Source organism: Fangia hongkongensis FSC776 = DSM 21703 (assembly GCF_000379445.1).
Lineage (GTDB): Bacteria > Pseudomonadota > Gammaproteobacteria > Francisellales > Francisellaceae > Fangia > Fangia hongkongensis.
Window position 1 is genome coordinate 1 of the sequence record NZ_KB902243.1, and the last position, 17,485, is coordinate 17,485.

The window sequence follows — 17,485 nt, forward strand, 5'->3', positions numbered from 1 at the left end:
GTGTCTTCGTATCCAAGCGTACTTTACTTTGTGTGTTTGGCAAAGTACGCTGCTGCTTTTTTTAATATGTCACGCTCCATCTTTAGCTTTGTGACTTCTTTGCGTAGCTTTTTAAGCTCGCCTTCCATATTATCTGAGCCGCCTTCTTTACTTGGTGAGTAACGCTCAATCCAGGTATAAAAAGTACTTGGCTTCACGCCCAACTCTCTGGCTGTTTGTGCATAAGGTTGATCATTCTCTAAGGCTAAATCAACTGATGATTTCTTAAACTCTTCTGTGTATGTGTCGTATGGTNGTTTGTTCATTGGACAGTCCTAACTTTTTTAACAGGTTACTACGTAATTAGCTGTCCGTAAAAGTGTAACCACTCCATTATTGGTATCACAAATTGTATTAACATCACAGCTGAAGATCCTAAAGGAACATTACAGTCATTTACTTTGCGTAAAAAGGAAGATCGCTACCAAGTATGTTATGGCAGTGGGTCAAATATTCCGCTGAACATACAAAGTGTGATGAGAGCTAAAAATATCCAACATATGCCGGTATGCGTACTTGTTAATCCGCAGAAAAACAAAAAAGCTATAGCCCAGTCATATTTAGATGCGGTTTGTGGTGATTATGATCTTTGGGGTATTTTCCCACATATCACTTCATCAATAACCGGTATTAATGATAGACCAATGCCACTGCGAGGAGTGTTAGGTCCAAATATTGCCGGTGGTATTAGACATCGTGCACAAAAAGCAGGGTTCATTTATGCAAGTAGGCAAGAAAAAAATGATGACTCTGCAAGGTTTGAGAATGCTGAGTTGGGTAACATTTCTCATGGTGTACATAAGGTGGTTAGGGAGCTAAACCAAAGACTTGGGCCTGACAACCCTGTAATTATGCACAGCGATTATTGTGGTAACCCCTATGGTGATATTGACTTTCCTTTAGCGTGTTTTATGCCAGATATAAGGGCTCAAGATGGTTGTGAGTTTAGTGTGTTAAATAATCAAAGTGAGCTCAAAAGCTATATTGAAAAACTTAAAAGAAATGGATTTAAAGTGAGCTTAAACCCAAGCTGGGGAATAAGAAATTTCTAATGCGCTTCGCAGTGCTTCATAGTCAATTCAAATTTATCTTGTGAATCAAGAACACGAAATTTTTGGCGATATTCATCTAGAGGTGCTTTTTCAAAGGTATGTAGTAAAATGCCAGGGGTATTTTTAGGAATATCTTGCTTAATATCTCCATCAAAATGAATGCATAAGCTGTCGCCTGAATACTCAAGATTATTGCCATCTTTACCAATTCGGTTACAGGTGACAACATATGACTGGTTTTCAATAGCGCGTGCTTTGGCAAGTGTGCGCCAATGATCAGCCCTTGAAGCTGGCCAGCTGGCAATGTTAACAAGTAAGTCATAGTCTTTTTGATTGCAGTTAAAAACAGGGAAGCGAAGATCAAAACAAATGCTTAGCAAAATACGAAAATCTTTATATTTTACAATTACTCGCTCATTACCAGCTGTTAAGCACTTTGCTTCATCTGATAACACAAATAAGTGGCGCTTATCATAGTAATGTATTTCACCATCTTCATTGACAAAATAGAGTCTATTAACAGGTTGGTTAGAGTCATTTAGCGTCATCACGCTGCCGATAATTGCCGCTTTTTTTTGTTTTGAAAGGGTTTGCATCCACTTGATGATCTCTTCTTTTTCAGTGAGTGCGGCTTTGATATTTGCGCTAAAACCAACATTAAACATCTCAGGTAAAACAATGAGATCAACGCTATCATCAACTGCCTTTATTTGCTCGGCAAAGTGTTGGTAGTTTTTCTCTTTATTTTCCCATGTGATATCAGATTGAATAACCGCTACAGTTAGGTTGGACATAATAAATGACCCTTTTATATGTTATCTTTTTGCTACTTGTTTAGAGTGGATTAACTTATTTCTATCGATTTTGTTGTTGGAATTGAGCATAATTTTTTGGCGCCGTCCAATAAAACATCATCATATTTAGCAAAGCAAACACGCACTAAGCCATGTTTAGCTGTTTCATATAGTGAAGAAATAGGCACAAGCCCAATGCCATACTCTTTGATCAGACGTGTGCAAAAGGTAAGATCATTCTCATCTGATAGGTGGCTGTAATCAAGCATTTGAAAAGGAGAGCCTTGCCATGGAAGCACTTTGAATTGAGAGTCTTTTAGCGTATCTACAAATTTTGTGCGCTGCTGCTGATATAATCTTGGCAGGTTTTTCTCATATTCTGGATGTTGATTAATACCATCAGCAAAGGCAAGTTGAATAGGATTGGGTGCGCAAAAACTGGTAAACTGCTTTACCGCCAACAGATGAGGCAAAATTGCCTTTGGTGCAATGCAAGTTCCAACACGCCAGCCGGTTGTGTTATAAGTTTTACCCAACGATTGAACAACAACCAGTTGATCTTTGAGTTCCTCTACTTCAAGTGCACTTGTAAAATGCTCGCCTTGATAAATATACTCATATACTTCATCACTCAAGACAAGAATATCTTTTCCTTTAACTAATTTTGCAATCTCTTGATACTCTTCTTTAGTGATCACACTGCCCATAGGGTTATGGGGGGAGTTGAGAATAATGACACGTGTCTTGTCATTAATTGCATTGGCAATTGCGGCGATATCAATTTGTCCATTATCTTTGAGATCTAATCTACGACTAATACCTTGAATCATATTGACGATACAAGGATAAGCATCAAATGCAGGGTCAAAGTAAATAACTTCTTCATTTTTTTGTACATACGCCATTAAAACTGAAAAAATGCCCTCTACAGCACCACAGGTGATCATGATGTTATCATCTGAGTCTAAAGATACATCATAGTTACGCTGAACCTGATGAGCGATGGCTTTTTTTAACTCGGTGGCCCCTGGAATAGGAGAGTATTGATTAAAGCCCTTTTTTGCATAATAGTTAAAGCGCTCAATCAGCCATTCAGGGGTTTTAAAGTCAGGAGCGCCTTGGGTAAGGTTAATGGCATTATGCTCTTTAGCAAGTGCTGACATATAGCCAAAAATAGAGGGGGAAGTGTCAAGATAAGATTTCGCCTGAATCATAGATAGAAATGGAATTGTATTTGCATCTAGATAGCATAAGTGAGCTTGCTAGTAAAAAGCAAGCTAAAGACAAGGATTATAAAAAGATTCCCGCTTTCACAGGAAACTAAGAAGTATTAAGCGCTGGTAGATTCTGACTTTTGTGATTTTTTAGGCGCCTCTTTAGTCACTTGAACGCTAACATAGCCCTGTGAGCTTGTATCCACTGCAGGTGAGTAAGTTACATGACTGCCTTTGCGCGGGCGCTTTTGACGCGGCTTTTTCGCTTCAGCTTGTATTTTTTCTTCTGCTTTGTTTTGCTCTGGGCTTTCAATCTCTACATTAAGCTCTATTTGAGTTTCCTCAACAACTACTTCAACTGCCTCAGTAGGATTTATTACGCCGTCTGCTTTTTTATCTGAACGTGAAGAAGCTTTAGGGGTGTTATTTTTTGCCTCTAATGACTTCTCTTTATCCAGCGTGACAACTTCAAAGTTTAAGTATTTAACTTTTTTGCCACTGGTTGCTGTTTCAACTTGTACAGCATTATCGCTTGCCAATGAAGGTGCTTGAGAGAGCACTTCTTTTACCATTACTGAAATTTTTTCCTCAGGCGTGGTAGAGATTGTTTTCATTAGCGCTTTTTCTTTTGCTGCTTTTACAGCTTCTGGCGAGCTTTGCTTTAAGTTATTGATATCAATAAGCTCTTCACTTTGGTGCACCTGCAAACGAGAACCAGAGTGTTGCTGACGTGAGCGATTATTTCTGTTATTACGAGAGTCATTGCGCGATGAATCTGAGCCATTTGCATTGTAGTTATTATCTCTACGTTGGTTACGGTTATTATTATCGCGGTTTTGATTCTTGTTGTTATCACGAGTTCGATTGTTTGAAACGTTCTCTTTTTTGGTATCTGGACGCTCTTGCCTATCAGGGCGATCTTGAGTACGTGATCTATTTTGTTGATTGGACTGATTTGGACGTTTTTGCTTTTGTTGCTGATTGCGATTAGCTTGTCCAGATTTATGTTGCTCAGGCTTTCTTTGATGGCTAGTTATTGTTTCCTTCTCAGATTCACTAAAGAAAAATGATTGAACCTTTGCCCAAAACCCTTTTTTCACAGGTTCTTGTTTTTTGCTCACAGGCTTTTGAGTGCGATTATTTTGAGAGGCATTTTTATTGCCTGTGTTTGGTTTTGCATTGTCAGTGCGCTGTGTGTTTCTATTTGCATTATTGTTGTTATGCTGCTGTGCAGATTTCAATGCTGGTTGCTTGGATTTATCAGCTTTTGGCGCCTTATAAATAGCAACGTCTTTTTCCTTTTCAATTAAATCAAAGCTTGTTCTATTGGCATTGTAAACATCGCCCCAGATGCGTTGGATATTGAAATGAGGGGATTGTAAATTGGCATTGGGGATCAAAAGCACTTTCACATTGGTGCTTTGCTCAATGTTATAGATTTCATCACGTTTTTCATTGAGAAGGAAAGTCGCAATATCAACAGGGAGTTGAACACGTATTTCGTTGGTTTTTTCTCTTAAAGCTTCAGCGCGAATGTTGCGAATAATCGATAATGCTAAAGACGGCACCGAGCGAATAAACCCATGACCCTGACAGCGAGGGCAGGCATGCATAACTGACTCACCAAGAGATGCTTGCAAACGTTGTCTTGAAATTTCAACAAGACCAAATTTTGAGATGCGCGTCATTTGAATTTTTGCGCGATCTTGTATCAAAGCTTCTGTCAATTGTTGCTCAACAGCCTTTTGGTTTGGAAAGAAAGACATATCAATAAAATCAACAACGACCAAGCCACCTAAATCACGTAAACGAAGTTGTCTTGCAATTTCAACTGCTGCTTCAAGGTTTGTAGCAAGCGCAGTTTCTTCAATATTGTCACCTTTAGTTGCACGTGCAGAGTTGATGTCAATAGCAGTGAGTGCTTCTGTGGTGTCAATAACAATTGAGCCACCTGATGGCAAATGCACTTCACGTTTAAATGCACTTTCAATTTGTTTTTCAATTTGATGTGCGTTAAATAATGGCAAATCTTTTGCATAAAGAGATAAACGCTCAGTAAAGTGTGGGCGAAGCATAGCCAATTGACGTTTTAGATCATCATGTGCTTCTTCAGCATCAATAACAATCTCTTCGATATCTTCTTTTAAATGGTCGCGAATAGCGCGAATGGTAATATCACTTTCTTTGTGAATTAAAAAAGGTGCTTTTCTTTGATAAGAAATACGCTTTATCGCTTCCCACAAGTTTACAAGTGTATCTAAATCGGCTTGTATTTCTTCTGCTGAGCGATCCACGCCTGCTGTACGGATAATCACACCCATCTCTTTTGGAATAGTTAAGGAATCAAATAGTGCTTTTAGTTTTCTTCTTTCATCCCCTTCAATACGGCGAGAAATACCACCAGCACTTGGGTTATTTGGCATAAGCACCATATAACAGCCAGCAAGTGTGATATAAGTTGTAAGCGCTGCACCCTTAGAGCCACGTTCTTCTTTTGCAATTTGGACAATAAGTTCTTGACCAACATCGAGAAGTTCATTCAGCGGTGTATTTTGATCTTTCTCAACATTTTTGAAGTACTCAGGTGAGATTTCTTTATAGGGCAAAAAGCCATTTTTATCTTCACCGTAGTTGACAAATACTGCATTTAAGCTTGGCTCAATGCGTGAGATTTTTGCTTTATAGATATTAGATTTTTTTTGTTCTCTATCAACACTCTCAATGTCTAAATCGATGAGTTGATTATCCTTAACTATGGCAATACGCGTCTCTTCTGCTTGACGCGCATTGATTAACATTTTCTTCATTGGATTTATTTCCTCTTAAATTGATATTTAAAAGGTGTTCGATGAACTTTTGAGGAAGATTATATGGACATTTTAATGATAAAAGCCAGCCTGTGCTAATTAAAACACCTAAAAGGCCGGCTATATTGTTATAGTTATTATTAAGCTTTATGTCATTCATATATTGTTTCTGTATAAAACTATGCTATTTGCATTACTAAGTTTGCAAAGAGCACAAAAAATTTTGTATCTCAAAAGCACATAACACCTTTAGTGTATAATTTTTATGTGCTGACTAGGTTGCAAGTGGGGTAAGGTTGAGTAATAGTTTCTCCTTTGCCTTGACCGCATGTGCTACATGCAAAACAACTTATCAAGTGTCGTGCTTTCCTAGTGCATATTTGTTCAGTATCTCTAACGAGCTTTTGTTACGCTTGTCAAAAACCTGTCTATTGTAGCAAAAAAGAACAATGAATAAAAGAAGGGGCGTAATAAACTTTTGAGAGAGGCTTTTAGGCTTTGGTAGCGGCAAAACGAAGGACAAAATAGCCAACAAGCCCCGAAAGAAGTGAGCCACCTAATACGCCAATTTTAACAAGGTTCATATACTCAGCTGAAGTACTAAAGGCAAGTGTGCCAATGAAAAGACTCATGGTAAAGCCAATTCCGCACACAAGTCCTATTCCATAGAGCTGTGCTGTGGATAAATTTTTCCCAATTGCAAAGAATTTTGTTTTGCTAAAGAGATAAAGTGAGAGGAAGATTCCCACTTGTTTACCAATAAAAAGTCCAAGGATAATACCAATTGAGATAGGGTGAAAAAGCATACTGATGCTCATTCCTTGGAAGCTGATTCCAGCATTAGAGAAGGCAAATAGTGGTAGTACAAAGAAAATAATCCACGGATTAAGTCCATGTTCCAGTTTTAAAAGCGGTGAGTTTTTTTCACTATGCGGAATACACATAGCAAGTGCAACACCAGCAAGCGTTGCATGAACGCCAGATTTTAATACACAAAACCACATGATAAAGCCAACGAGTATGTAAGGCGCAAGTTTCTTAATACCCAGTCGATTAAATATAATTAAAATAATAAGACAGATAAAAGCACTTAGAAGGGAGGCAAATGAAAGGCTGCTTGTGTAGAAAACAGCAATGATTAAAATTGCAGCGATATCATCAAAGATAGCAATGGTCGTCACTAAAATTTTAAGCGACGTTGGAACACGAGAGCCAAGGAGCGCTATAATGCCAAGGGTGAAAGCAATATCAGTTGCTGTTGGAATCGCCCAACCTTTCATAAAATCTGGGTGTGATGTGTTGAGTATGGCATAGATCGCAGCGGGAATAAGTAAGCCAAAAAGCGCAGCCACAGCCGGGATAATTACACTTGATTTATTAGACAGTGTCCCGCCGGCAAATTCACGCTTAATCTCAAGGCCAACCAATAAAAAATAAAGTGCCATAAAGCCATCATTCACCCAGTGAAGCAGCGTTTTTTGGAGTGCGAAATCACCAATTGTAATTCCTGCATAAGCGCTTTCAATTAAGCGATAATAACTGCTTAAACCCGAGTTGTTGACAATAATTGCAAGTACGGCAGCACTAAAAAGAATTATCCCGCCAATGACTTCAATATTTAATTTTTTTTGCTTACTCATCGATTCTCCCGCTCGTTATTTAAGCATATATTAAAGAAGTTATTAAATTATGCAATTGGCTTATACCATTGATAAGGCGTTATCAACCAATCACAAGCTACTTCTTAGTGTTTCTGTTTTACTTTAGTTTTGTGAAATTTACCTATATTTTTGAATGATGCTAAGCAGCATATAGTGGATGCTCTCGGCGTATTGCTTTTGCGCTTCATTATTAGCGAAATAAGCACTTCCTGTTTTAACAAATGGACCGATAAGAAGCCCAAATAACAGGCTCATCATATGATCATCGCTTAGACTCTCTGGAAGCTCTCCTTGGCCGCGGTAATATTGAATATAATCAATAATGCTTTTCCATTGCTCTGGTGAGTGTGGTGTATTAACGCCAACAAGTTCGGCTTGATTACTCTCCATTCGTTGCCAGTCAAAAATGCGCACAAGCTCTGGGTGATCAGACAAAACCTGTAAGCGTCCGTGAATAAATGTGCTTAAAAATTCCTCAAAATTTTTCCCTTTTTCCAAATCGGTATGCTGCTGCCATCCGCTTTCTTTTAAAAAAGCTAACTTAACAGCCTTCCATAGGTGCACTTTATTGTCAAAATAATGATAAATCAGCGACACTGGCACGTTAGCTTTGGTTGAAACATCTCTTAACGAGGTGCCACTAAAGCCATTTTTGACAAATAATTTTTTGGCCGCACGAATAATACGCTCATAACCATTTTTTGATTTCACAGTATCCTTTGCCATATGGGGGTCAGTAAAGGTAATCGAGTCTATAATTAATTACACTAGCAGAAAATCAACCAAATGACTATTTATGAATAACTAGATTGAACATTCGATCAATATGTGATAAATTATAGAACAATTGTTCAGTTTGTGTGGTGGGATATGACAATACAAGAAAAAATCATGAAAAACATCGAATCCAAAGGGCTTTGGGCTATTTGTGCCATTGGTATTCTGATTGCATTTAGCTATTTTTTGGCGGCAGATATGTATGTGCCAAGTATGCCAAGCATTGTGTCAGATTTTAACAGCTCAAATGCATTGGTGCGTTTAAGCATTCCTTTTTTTCTGGTGACATTGGCCATCTCTCAGCTGTTATACGGTCCAGCATCAGATAAATATGGACGAAAGCCTATTTTGCTTGTTGGGGCGACATTCTATTGTGTCGGTAGCTTAATTTGTTTGTTATCAATGGATATTGAATTTTTGCTTTTAGGGCGTATTTTCCAAGGCCTTGGGGCAGGGGCGCTTATGAGTTTATCAAGAACCATTATTCAAGACTCGGCCTCTAAAGAGAAATTTGTTGAAATTGTTGGTTGGCTAAGTTTGTTTTTTATGTTGGCGCCATCAACTGCACCACTATTAGGTGGTATTATTGAAACCTATACGAGCTGGCGTGTAACCTTTCTTGTCATGCTGATATTCATTGTGTGTCTGATATTGTTAATTATCTTTGTGCTGCCTGAGACGCACAGAAAAGATCGGCGAAATGAAGATGCACTTAAGTTGACACATCTTAGAAAGAATTATAAGGAAATACTGACACATATGGAATTTATTGTCTATACGCTTTGTATGGTTGCAGGCCTCTCAGGAATAGTCGTATTTTACACGATAGGACCATTTATTTTCATTCAAAAATTGGGCTTTTCTGCGCAAAGTTTTGGTCTGATATCACTTTTGATTATTGGTTGTGCGTTTGTTGCAAGGCTTTATATGTCTATTGTGTCATTACCGCGATTTGGTGCGAAAAAGACAATGATGACAGGGCTTGTGATGACAGTTTTTGCAAGTTTTCTATTGCTTTTTACTGTGCTGACAGGTGCTTCTAATGCCTATAATTTAATTATTTGCATTAGCTTATATTCAATGGGAAGCTCTTTAGTCAGCCCTGTTGCAGTTGGAACAGCGCTTAGCTTTTTTAAACACTTGGCAGGCTCTGCTGGTGCGATGTATGGGTTTTTACAAATGTTTAGTCTTTTTCTGATTAGTATGATTGCATCTTTGGTTGCAGCAACAGTGATGAGTCTTGCTATTATTCTTGTATGTTGCTCTGTCAGTGCGCTTTTATTATTCTATTATACTGTCTTTTCAAAAAGAGACGTCTTGGCAGCTTCAAAAGCTTGAGGCTATAAAGAACTCTGAGAAGCTTTGTAAAATACTTTAGGGAAGTTATACTGTTTTTGCGGTTAAATAATAAGGTATTTTAATGCTGCCCAGGTTATCTCAATTAGGAAAGCTCGATCATATCTATGAGCAATTTATTTTAGAATTAAAAGGAAATGGCTTTCGCGGCGACATTCAACAGGATTATGCCTCAAGAATGGCAGGAGCCGTTGATAATAGTATTTATCAAGTTGTTCCAGCATTAATGCTGTTTCCAAAAACCACAGATGATATTAAATGTATTTTTGCATTGGCTGGAGAAAAAGCATTTTCAGAGATACGCTTTAGTGCAAGAGGTGCTGGGACTGGGACAAATGGACAGTCTTTGTGCTCAGGTGTGCTAGTTGATAGTACACGTTATTTAAATAATATTCTTGAGATTAATGAAAAAGAGCGCTACGCGATTGTTGAGCCGGGTGTCGTGCTAGATCAATTAAATGACAAACTTAAAGAAAAGGGTCTTTTTTTTGCACCAAGTTTATCACCGAGTAATCGGGCGACCATCGGTGGCATGGCAAGCACAGATGCCTGTGGGAAAGGCTCTCGTATTTACGGTAGGACAAGTGAGCACCTTCTAGAGCTTGAATGTATTTTAAGTAATGGGCAGTCCATAACAACAAAACCATTGCCACTAGATCATTTAAGTGAGCAAATTGAAGATGGGCAGTTTATCCAACATATTTACGATACAGTTCAAAGGGAGGTTGTTGAGCAGTATGATTTAATTGAAGCGCAGTTTCCAAAGCTTGATCGCTTTATGACAGGCTATAACCTTGCAAAATGCTATGATAAAGACAAAAAAATACTTAATTTAAGTTATCTGATCTCAGGATCAGAGGGTACGCTTGTATATATTTCAGCGTTAAAGCTAAAACTGACTGAATTACCAAAGAAAAAACGCCTTTTTGCCATTAGTTACACAAGTTTTGAGCGTGCACTGTTGGATGCAAAAAAGCTTTTATCCTATGATCCTGCTGCAATTGAAACGGTGGATGATAATATTTTGATGTTGGCAAAAAAAGATGAGATTTATCCAAGCATAGCGCATATGATTGAGATTGATTCTGCTGTTGATGTCAAAGCAATTAATCTTGTTGAGTTTATCGCGGGTTCTGATTCTCTTTTAAATGAGCAAACAGATGCTTTGAAGGTGGCGCTTAAAAACACACAAGAGGCATTTTATATTGCTGATACAGAAAGTGAAATTGAAAAACTATGGGATTTGCGCAAAAAAGGGGTAGGGCTTTTAGGGGCAATGGCAGGGCATAGAAAGCCTGTTCCTTTTATGGAAGATACCGCGGTTCCTCCTGAGAATTTAGCTGAATATATTGTTGAGCTAAGAGCACTTCTTGATAGTTATAATCTGAAATATGGTATGTTTGGTCATGTTGATGTTGGTTGTTTGCATATGAGGCCAGCGCTAGATATGAATTCACAAACAGATCGAAAACTGGTTGTTGAGCTGACCTATAAAGTAAATGAACTTGTCAGAAAATATGGCGGTGTATATTGGTCGGAACATGGAAAGGGCTTTCGAAGTGAATATGTTAAAGAGTATTTTGGTGAGCGATTAAATGACTCGTTAAGCAAGATTAAAAAGGCATTTGATCCTTATAATCAACTAAACCCCGGCAAGATTGTAACGCCTTTTCAAAGTGTAGAGGAGCTGGTTAAGGTAGATGGGCCTTTTCGAGGTATTCAAGATGATAAAGTTAAACAAGATCTGCGTGATGCTTACTCTGGCGCATTTAACTGTAATGGTAATGCTGCGTGCTTAAATTATGATGTCAATCATGTTATGTGTCCCTCAGCAAAGGCATCAAGGGATTGGGTTAACTCACCAAAAGGCAGAAGTATTCTTTTAAGAGAGTGGTTAAGACAGTTATCTGAAAATAATATGATGTTTTCAGCAGAGAGAGGATCGAAAGGAAGGGAAATATCAGGGACAGAAAAAAGTAATTTCTCCTCTGAAGTGTATCAATCTTTAAATAAATGTTTAGGCTGTAAAGCCTGTGCAACAGCCTGTCCGATTAAGGTAGATATTCCTACAATGAAAGCAAAATTTCTCTCACGGTATCATGCGCACTATAAAAGGCCATTTAAGGACTATGCGGTTAAAAACAGTGAAAAAATTGCTAAGCTGACAAGTTATATGCCAAGATTTGTTAATAAAGTACAAAGCTTGTCGCTGGCAAAGCACCTTATTAGAAAAAAGATGCATATGGTTGATATGCCAAAGTTGTCTTCTCCTACTTTAAAGGCAAAACTTAAAGGGGAAAGTGCGTTTGTTTCTAATGTGGCATCTCTTGGTTCAGCTAAAGGAGAAAAGCGTGTTTGTATTGTGCAAGATGCATTTAGTAGCTTTTATGATGCAAGTGTGGTTCACAGCGTCTACCAGCTCTTAAAAGCCTTAGGCTATAAAGTTGCAATCTTGCCATTTCATGAAAATGGCAAGCCACAACATGTGAAGGGTTTTTTAACAGCATTTGAAAATCAGGCAAAAAGAAATATTTCATGGCTCACAAAGGTTGCCGATTCTGGCATCCCAATGATTGGCATTGATCCGAGTATGACATTAACCTATCGAGATGAATATAAACCATACACCAAAGGCAAAGATGCCTTTAAAGTTCAGCTATTCCAAGAGTGGTTTGTCACAGAGCTCGCAAATATTGATCTGTCACACTATGATCTTCCAGTGAATGAAGTTTTTCTAATGGCGCACTGCTCTGAGCGTGCGCTTGCAGCAGTATCAATGGTTGCTTGGCAAAAAATATTTAAGGTCTTTAATCAAAACCTTAGCATTGAAAAAGTTGGTTGTTGTGGCATGGCTGGGACATTTGGACATGAAGTTGAAAATTATGATATGTCAAAAATAATTTATGGACAAAGCTGGCAACCACATCTAAAGGCAGCTAAAGGCAAGGTGTTTTTGGCAACTGGTTTTTCCTGTCGTTCACAAGTAAAGCGTTTTGATGGTATAAGGATTGATCATCCATTTGAGTACCTGTATAAATTAATCAAAAATAGCTTGCAATGAGAATGTGAGCCGTTATAATTTCTTCTCGTTGGGTCGTTAGCTCAGTTGGTAGAGCAGCTGGCTTTTAACCAGTTGGTCGCAGGTTCGAATCCTGCACGACCCACCACTTTTCCAATTTTTAGTTTTAAATATTTTTCCAGTAATTCTTTATTGTTTCATTCGGTATTTCTTTTTATTTTATGCCTCATCAAGTATGATATAGCTTATGCATAGTGTTGTAGGGTTGCGTTTTGCAAAAAAAGAAAAAAAGTCCTTTTTTATGGGTGATTTTAGTTATTTTGATTTTTATTTTTGCAGGCATTATGGTTGAAAACCATCATTTCAATGAAGAAAGGATTGCAAAATTAGATACATCCCAAAGTGAGCTCCACAAAGACTCTCAACAAATGCTGCTTAAGGCGCGCGCTGAGAAAGTGGTTCATATTCCATATGATTTAGCCTACCAAGCGTTCACTAAAGAGAATTACCTTCAAAGTTATAAAGCACTTTTACCATTTGCATTAAGTGGGGATTTAAAAGCAATCTTGGTGATTGGCTATTTGTATGAGTTTGGAAAAGGTGTTAAAAAAGATCTCAGAACCGCAGCGCTTTGGTACTATCTAGGCTTGCAGCAAAATAGTTATAATAAGCAGGCAATACAAAGAGGCACGCATGCTTATAATACAGGTGATTATAAAATGGCGGCTGAATGGTTTAGGATGGCTGATGAGTTGAGAGACAGGAGATAGTTGGATGGCAAAATCCCCTGATTGGTCAGCACTTCTTCAGGCAGAAAAAACAAAAGATTACTTTTTAAAAGTGATCGAATGCATTAATCTTCAGCGTGCTAAAGGCAAAGTTATTTACCCTCAAAAGGAGGATGTATTTAACGCTTTTAAATATTGTCCGCTGTCAGAGCTTAAGGTTGTTATTTTGGGGCAGGATCCTTATCATAATGTTAATCAGGCGCATGGCCTTGCTTTTTCTGTACAAAAGAATGTTGCAGTTCCGCCCTCTTTATTGAATATCTATAAAGAGCTTGAGGGTGATCTTAATATTAAAAAAGCACCTCATGGCTGTTTAACTAGTTGGGCAAAACAAGGCGTTTTTCTATTAAATACAGTATTAACGGTTGAGGCGCATAAAGCACATTCTCATGCGAATATTGGTTGGGAGATATTTACTGATACAGTGATTCAAAAAATAAGTGACACAAAGGAAAGTGTTGTCTTTATGCTGTGGGGCGCACATGCTCAGAAGAAGGCGAAATTAATTGATGCAGCGAAGCATTTGATTTTGAAAGCGCCGCACCCTTCGCCATTGTCAGCGCATAGGGGCTTTTTAGGGTGTGGTCATTTCTCAAAAGCAAATAATTATTTGCAAGCGAAGGGGCTCTCAGTCATTAATTGGCAGATTGAAGAAGAGATAACGGCTTAATGTTCAAGGAGTGTCATATGATAAAGCGTGTAAGTTTACTTTTAGTTGTTGTAATGGTTTTAGCAGGGTGTTCCTCTCATCCTCCACCACCGCGTGCATATCATTATTGTCCAAATGGTGGAGAGTGTATGAGAATGCATGATCGAGGTGCTTGTGAGCAACAAGTGGCGGCATGTCAAAACTCGCCAAATCAAGTAAAGCCTTGGCTTTGTGGGCGTTGTGCCCCTGCTTAAGCTTTTTGGCAGATAAGAAGTGTGTGTCCAGGGCCAATCATATCTTGTTGCTCCGTGACGACCAGATTTGCTTGGTGAATGAGTTTGATAAATTCCTCTGAGTGATACATGCGACTATTGCCATTGGCAATAGCGGTAAAATATAGCGATGTGCAGTTAATTGAAAATGCAGCAGGCTCAAAGGCTTGGCGATCCCAGAAAAGCTCGAGAATATAGAGCTTTGTATTTGAACGCATTGCTTGATGTGCTTTTTTAAGAATCTGGATAATTTGTTGTTCATTAAAGCAATCAAGAAACTGGCTCATCCAGATAATATCATGATTATCTGGTAGGGAGCTTTCTTCAGTTAATAAGTCTACTTCATGACTGTGAAAACGATCAGCAAAGCCAGCTTTGTTAATGTTTTCATGGGCAGCTTTAGTTTGTCCCGGTAAATCAGCAATGGTGATTTCAACATTAGGATCATACTGAAGGCATTGAAGTGCCCATTTTCCTGTGTTTCCACCAACATCCAAGAGCCTGTTAACAGGTATATCATCAAAGACAAGATTGAGCAGTGTTTTAAACGACTTATCAGAATAGTAGTGATCGAAGTCAAACCAGCTTTTTTTGGCTTTCTCAGGCAATGTGGAAAGTGCAGGGTAAATCGTTGACCACTCTCCAAAGACTTTTAAACCCTCAGGCTTGCCATTTATAATGGATTCTTGCAGTGAAAAAAGCCCTTGATAGCAGACATCGTGCATGAAATTTAAATTTACCTGTACCATTTTGTCAGAAAGTAGCATCAGACCAATTTTATCTAGGATATAGCGTTGGTCTTTTTGCCAAACTAAATGTGCACTTAAAGCCGCATCAAGTAGAACCTTGATGCCGTATACACTGATATCTATGTCTTTGGCAATCTCTTGTGCGCTGAGGCCTTCATCGCCAGCTTCATTTAGTTTTGCAAGGATGCCAAGGCGTAAAAGTGAAACGGTGCTTTGAAAGATAACAGGTGAAAAGGCAATTTTTAATGCTTCAAACTTTGCCTCAAAGGCGGTGATATCATGGGGTGTATTATAGAAGGATGTATGGTTTGTCATTGATTGGCGAGCAGTTTAGGATTTTTTGAAAGCGGTTTTGCTGAGCTCTCTTTGAATATCAGCGTTTAAGTTATTCACCCAACGGTTATAGTTATAATGTATCATATCACCTTCAGCAAGCATGTTGTGTGAAGATTTGTAGTGTATAGAGTAACTGCTGATTGAGTAATCAATTTCAACTTTGATCATATGCTTTCCAGAGGTATAAGTTCCGTCAATCACACCATCTGAAACCGGACTCATGCTAAACTCGCGATACTTGCCAGCAGCTAAGATGCTATCTTTTACCTCAGATTGTGTTAGACCATTTGGCACAGGTTGATTTTGAATATTGTTAATAGGGGCAAGTCTTGAGCAGGCAGTCATAAAGATTGTTCCTGCAAGAATGATAAATAGCGATAAAATTCTTTTGTGTAATGCTGACATCGATTTCCTCACTGTAGTATTTTGTTTTTCAGTGTTTGATTGTAGCTAATTTAATATTAATGGCAATAAGGAGTATACAAATTCCTCGGATGCAAATAATGTCGTAGGCGTATTTTTCTGATATGATTGGACAAGTTTGTAGGATAAAAAACGTAGGTTATATGAAGATTGCAATTTTTGGCACAGGCTATGTTGGGCTTGTAACAGGAACCTGCTTTGCAGCGATGGGGAATCATGTTTGTTGTGTTGATGTTGATCATACAAAGGTGGATAATTTAAATAAAGGAATCTCTCCGATTTATGAACCAGGACTAGATGCCTTGATTAAAAGGAATGTTGAGAAAAACCGTCTTCAATTTACCACAGATCCCAAGCAAGCAATCTTAGATGCAGAAGTTATATTTATTGCAGTTGGAACGCCACCAGATGAAGATGGTTCGGCGGATTTACAGTATGTGCTTCAAGTGGCAACAACGGTTGCAGAGCATATGAATGAATATAAGGTTGTGGTCAATAAATCCACCGTGCCAGTTGGAACTGAGTATAAGGTAAGTGAAAAAATTAATGAAGTTTTAAAGAAGCATGGTAAATCTATTTCTTTTGATGTTGTTTCTAATCCTGAATTTCTAAAAGAAGGGGATGCGATTTCAGATTGTATGCACCCAGATAGAATTATTGTTGGCGCAAATTCAGAAAAGGCAGCCAATGTCATGAAGCTCCTTTATGCGCCATTTGATCCAAATAAAAATAGATTGATGATTATGGATGTGCGCTCAGCGGAAATGACAAAATATGTCGCTAATGCAATGCTGGCAACAAAAATTAGTTTTATGAATGAAATGAGCCAGATTGCTGAGAGAGTGGGTGCTGATATTGAAAAAGTACGCCTTGGCATTGGCGCTGATAGACGTATAGGATATCATTTTATTTATGCGGGCTGTGGCTATGGCGGCTCTTGTTTTCCAAAAGATGTTCGAGCGCTCAGTCAAACTTCACTAGAGAATGACTATCAGGCGCGCGTACTCCAGGCGGTTCATGATGTTAATGACGACCAAAAAGAAGTGCTTTTTAATAAATTCTACCAGTATTTTAATGGCGACATTAAAGGCAAGACGGTTGCTGTTTGGGGGCTTTCATTTAAGCCAAATACCGATGATATTAGAGAGGCGCCTGCGCGTGTTTTGATAGAAAAACTGTGGCAGCACGGAGTTACAGTCAAAGCTTATGATCCAGAGGCGATGGCAAGTTTTGCAAATACTTATCAGGGAAATAATAATTATACTTTAACAGAAGATGCCTATGATGCGTTGGATGGAAGTGAAGCATTATTTATTGTCACAGAGTGGCAAAGCTTTCGCAGTCCGGATTTCGAAGCGATTAAAAAAAGGCTGAGTGCGCCACTTATTTTTGATGGGAGGAATTTGTTTGATAAGGAGCAGCTCGCTAATTTAGACATTGAATATATTTCTATTGGTCGTTAAGGACTGCAACACAAACATTTAACTTATCCTGCAATGATTTGCTAGGATTTAGTTCTTTGAATTTATCTTTTTATAGGGCGTTATCT

15 protein-coding genes and 1 tRNA gene are annotated in these 17,485 nt (G+C 38.4%); 8 read left to right on the top strand and 8 right to left on the bottom strand.

What is annotated here, in order from left to right; genetic code table 11:
* Nucleotides 1-23: 23 nt before the first annotated feature.
* Complete coding sequence (locus A37Q_RS0103615; RefSeq protein ID WP_018298910.1) at nt 24-305, bottom strand: transposase; 282 nt, start codon at nt 303-305, stop codon at nt 24-26.
* Between the two features lie 135 nt (nt 306-440).
* Here A37Q_RS0103615 and A37Q_RS0103620 point away from each other — a divergent pair, with 135 nt between their 5' ends.
* On the top strand, nt 441-1,091 hold the full coding sequence (locus A37Q_RS0103620; protein ID WP_018298911.1) for a hypothetical protein: 651 nt from the start codon (nt 441-443) through the stop codon (nt 1,089-1,091).
* Here the strand turns inward: A37Q_RS0103620 and A37Q_RS0103625 are convergent.
* From A37Q_RS0103625 to A37Q_RS0103645, 5 genes are all read right to left on the bottom strand, one after another.
* Nucleotides 1,088-1,885 carry an amidohydrolase gene (locus A37Q_RS0103625; RefSeq protein ID WP_018298912.1) on the bottom strand — a complete coding sequence of 266 codons (798 nt, stop codon included), beginning with the start codon at nt 1,883-1,885 and terminating at the stop codon, nt 1,088-1,090. The genes A37Q_RS0103620 and A37Q_RS0103625 overlap by 4 nt on opposite strands.
* A 50-nt stretch (nt 1,886-1,935) precedes the next feature.
* Nucleotides 1,936-3,099, bottom strand: a complete 1,164-nt coding sequence (locus A37Q_RS0103630; RefSeq protein ID WP_018298913.1) for an aminotransferase class I/II-fold pyridoxal phosphate-dependent enzyme — start codon at nt 3,097-3,099, stop codon at nt 1,936-1,938.
* 116 nt (nt 3,100-3,215) lie between these two features.
* Nucleotides 3,216-5,906, bottom strand: a complete 2,691-nt coding sequence (locus tag A37Q_RS14550; RefSeq protein ID WP_018298914.1) for an Rne/Rng family ribonuclease — start codon at nt 5,904-5,906, stop codon at nt 3,216-3,218.
* A gap of 491 nt (nt 5,907-6,397) precedes the next feature.
* Entirely contained in the window at nt 6,398-7,546 is a 1,149-nt protein-coding gene (nhaA, locus tag A37Q_RS0103640) for a Na+/H+ antiporter NhaA (protein ID WP_018298915.1), read from the bottom strand.
* A 138-nt stretch (nt 7,547-7,684) separates the two neighbouring features.
* Complete coding sequence (locus tag A37Q_RS0103645; RefSeq protein WP_018298916.1) at nt 7,685-8,293, bottom strand: TetR/AcrR family transcriptional regulator; 609 nt, start codon at nt 8,291-8,293, stop codon at nt 7,685-7,687.
* Nucleotides 8,294-8,437: 144 nt separating this feature from the next.
* Between A37Q_RS0103645 and A37Q_RS0103650 the strand changes: the two genes are divergently transcribed.
* From A37Q_RS0103650 to A37Q_RS0103675, 6 genes are all read left to right on the top strand, one after another.
* A complete protein-coding gene (locus A37Q_RS0103650) occupies nt 8,438-9,682 on the top strand; it encodes a multidrug effflux MFS transporter (RefSeq protein WP_035404617.1) in 1,245 nt (414 codons plus the stop codon).
* Nucleotides 9,683-9,764: 82 nt separating this feature from the next.
* Complete coding sequence (locus tag A37Q_RS0103655) at nt 9,765-12,761, top strand: FAD-binding and (Fe-S)-binding domain-containing protein (RefSeq protein WP_018298918.1); 2,997 nt, start codon at nt 9,765-9,767, stop codon at nt 12,759-12,761.
* Nucleotides 12,762-12,791: 30 nt separating this feature from the next.
* Nucleotides 12,792-12,867, top strand: a tRNA-Lys gene (locus tag A37Q_RS0103660).
* A 124-nt stretch (nt 12,868-12,991) separates the two neighbouring features.
* The gene (locus tag A37Q_RS15770) at nt 12,992-13,489 is read left to right on the top strand and encodes an SEL1-like repeat protein (protein ID WP_018298919.1); all 498 of its coding nucleotides are present in this window, start codon (nt 12,992-12,994) and stop codon (nt 13,487-13,489) included.
* A gap of 4 nt (nt 13,490-13,493) precedes the next feature.
* On the top strand, nt 13,494-14,177 hold the full coding sequence (gene ung, locus A37Q_RS0103670) for a uracil-DNA glycosylase (RefSeq protein ID WP_018298920.1): 684 nt from the start codon (nt 13,494-13,496) through the stop codon (nt 14,175-14,177).
* A gap of 17 nt (nt 14,178-14,194) precedes the next feature.
* On the top strand, nt 14,195-14,410 hold the full coding sequence (locus tag A37Q_RS0103675; protein WP_018298921.1) for a hypothetical protein: 216 nt from the start codon (nt 14,195-14,197) through the stop codon (nt 14,408-14,410).
* Here the strand turns inward: A37Q_RS0103675 and A37Q_RS0103680 are convergent.
* Together A37Q_RS0103680 and A37Q_RS0103685 are read right to left on the bottom strand one after the other, a co-directional pair.
* The gene (locus A37Q_RS0103680; protein ID WP_018298922.1) at nt 14,407-15,492 is read right to left on the bottom strand and encodes a methyltransferase; all 1,086 of its coding nucleotides are present in this window, start codon (nt 15,490-15,492) and stop codon (nt 14,407-14,409) included. The genes A37Q_RS0103675 and A37Q_RS0103680 overlap by 4 nt on opposite strands.
* 15 nt (nt 15,493-15,507) lie before the next feature.
* A complete protein-coding gene (locus tag A37Q_RS0103685) occupies nt 15,508-15,918 on the bottom strand; it encodes a hypothetical protein (RefSeq protein WP_018298923.1) in 411 nt (136 codons plus the stop codon).
* A gap of 161 nt (nt 15,919-16,079) precedes the next feature.
* Here A37Q_RS0103685 and A37Q_RS0103690 point away from each other — a divergent pair, with 161 nt between their 5' ends.
* The gene (locus A37Q_RS0103690; RefSeq protein WP_018298924.1) at nt 16,080-17,399 is read left to right on the top strand and encodes a UDP-glucose dehydrogenase family protein; all 1,320 of its coding nucleotides are present in this window, start codon (nt 16,080-16,082) and stop codon (nt 17,397-17,399) included.
* The last annotated feature ends 86 nt before the right edge of the window (nt 17,400-17,485 follow it).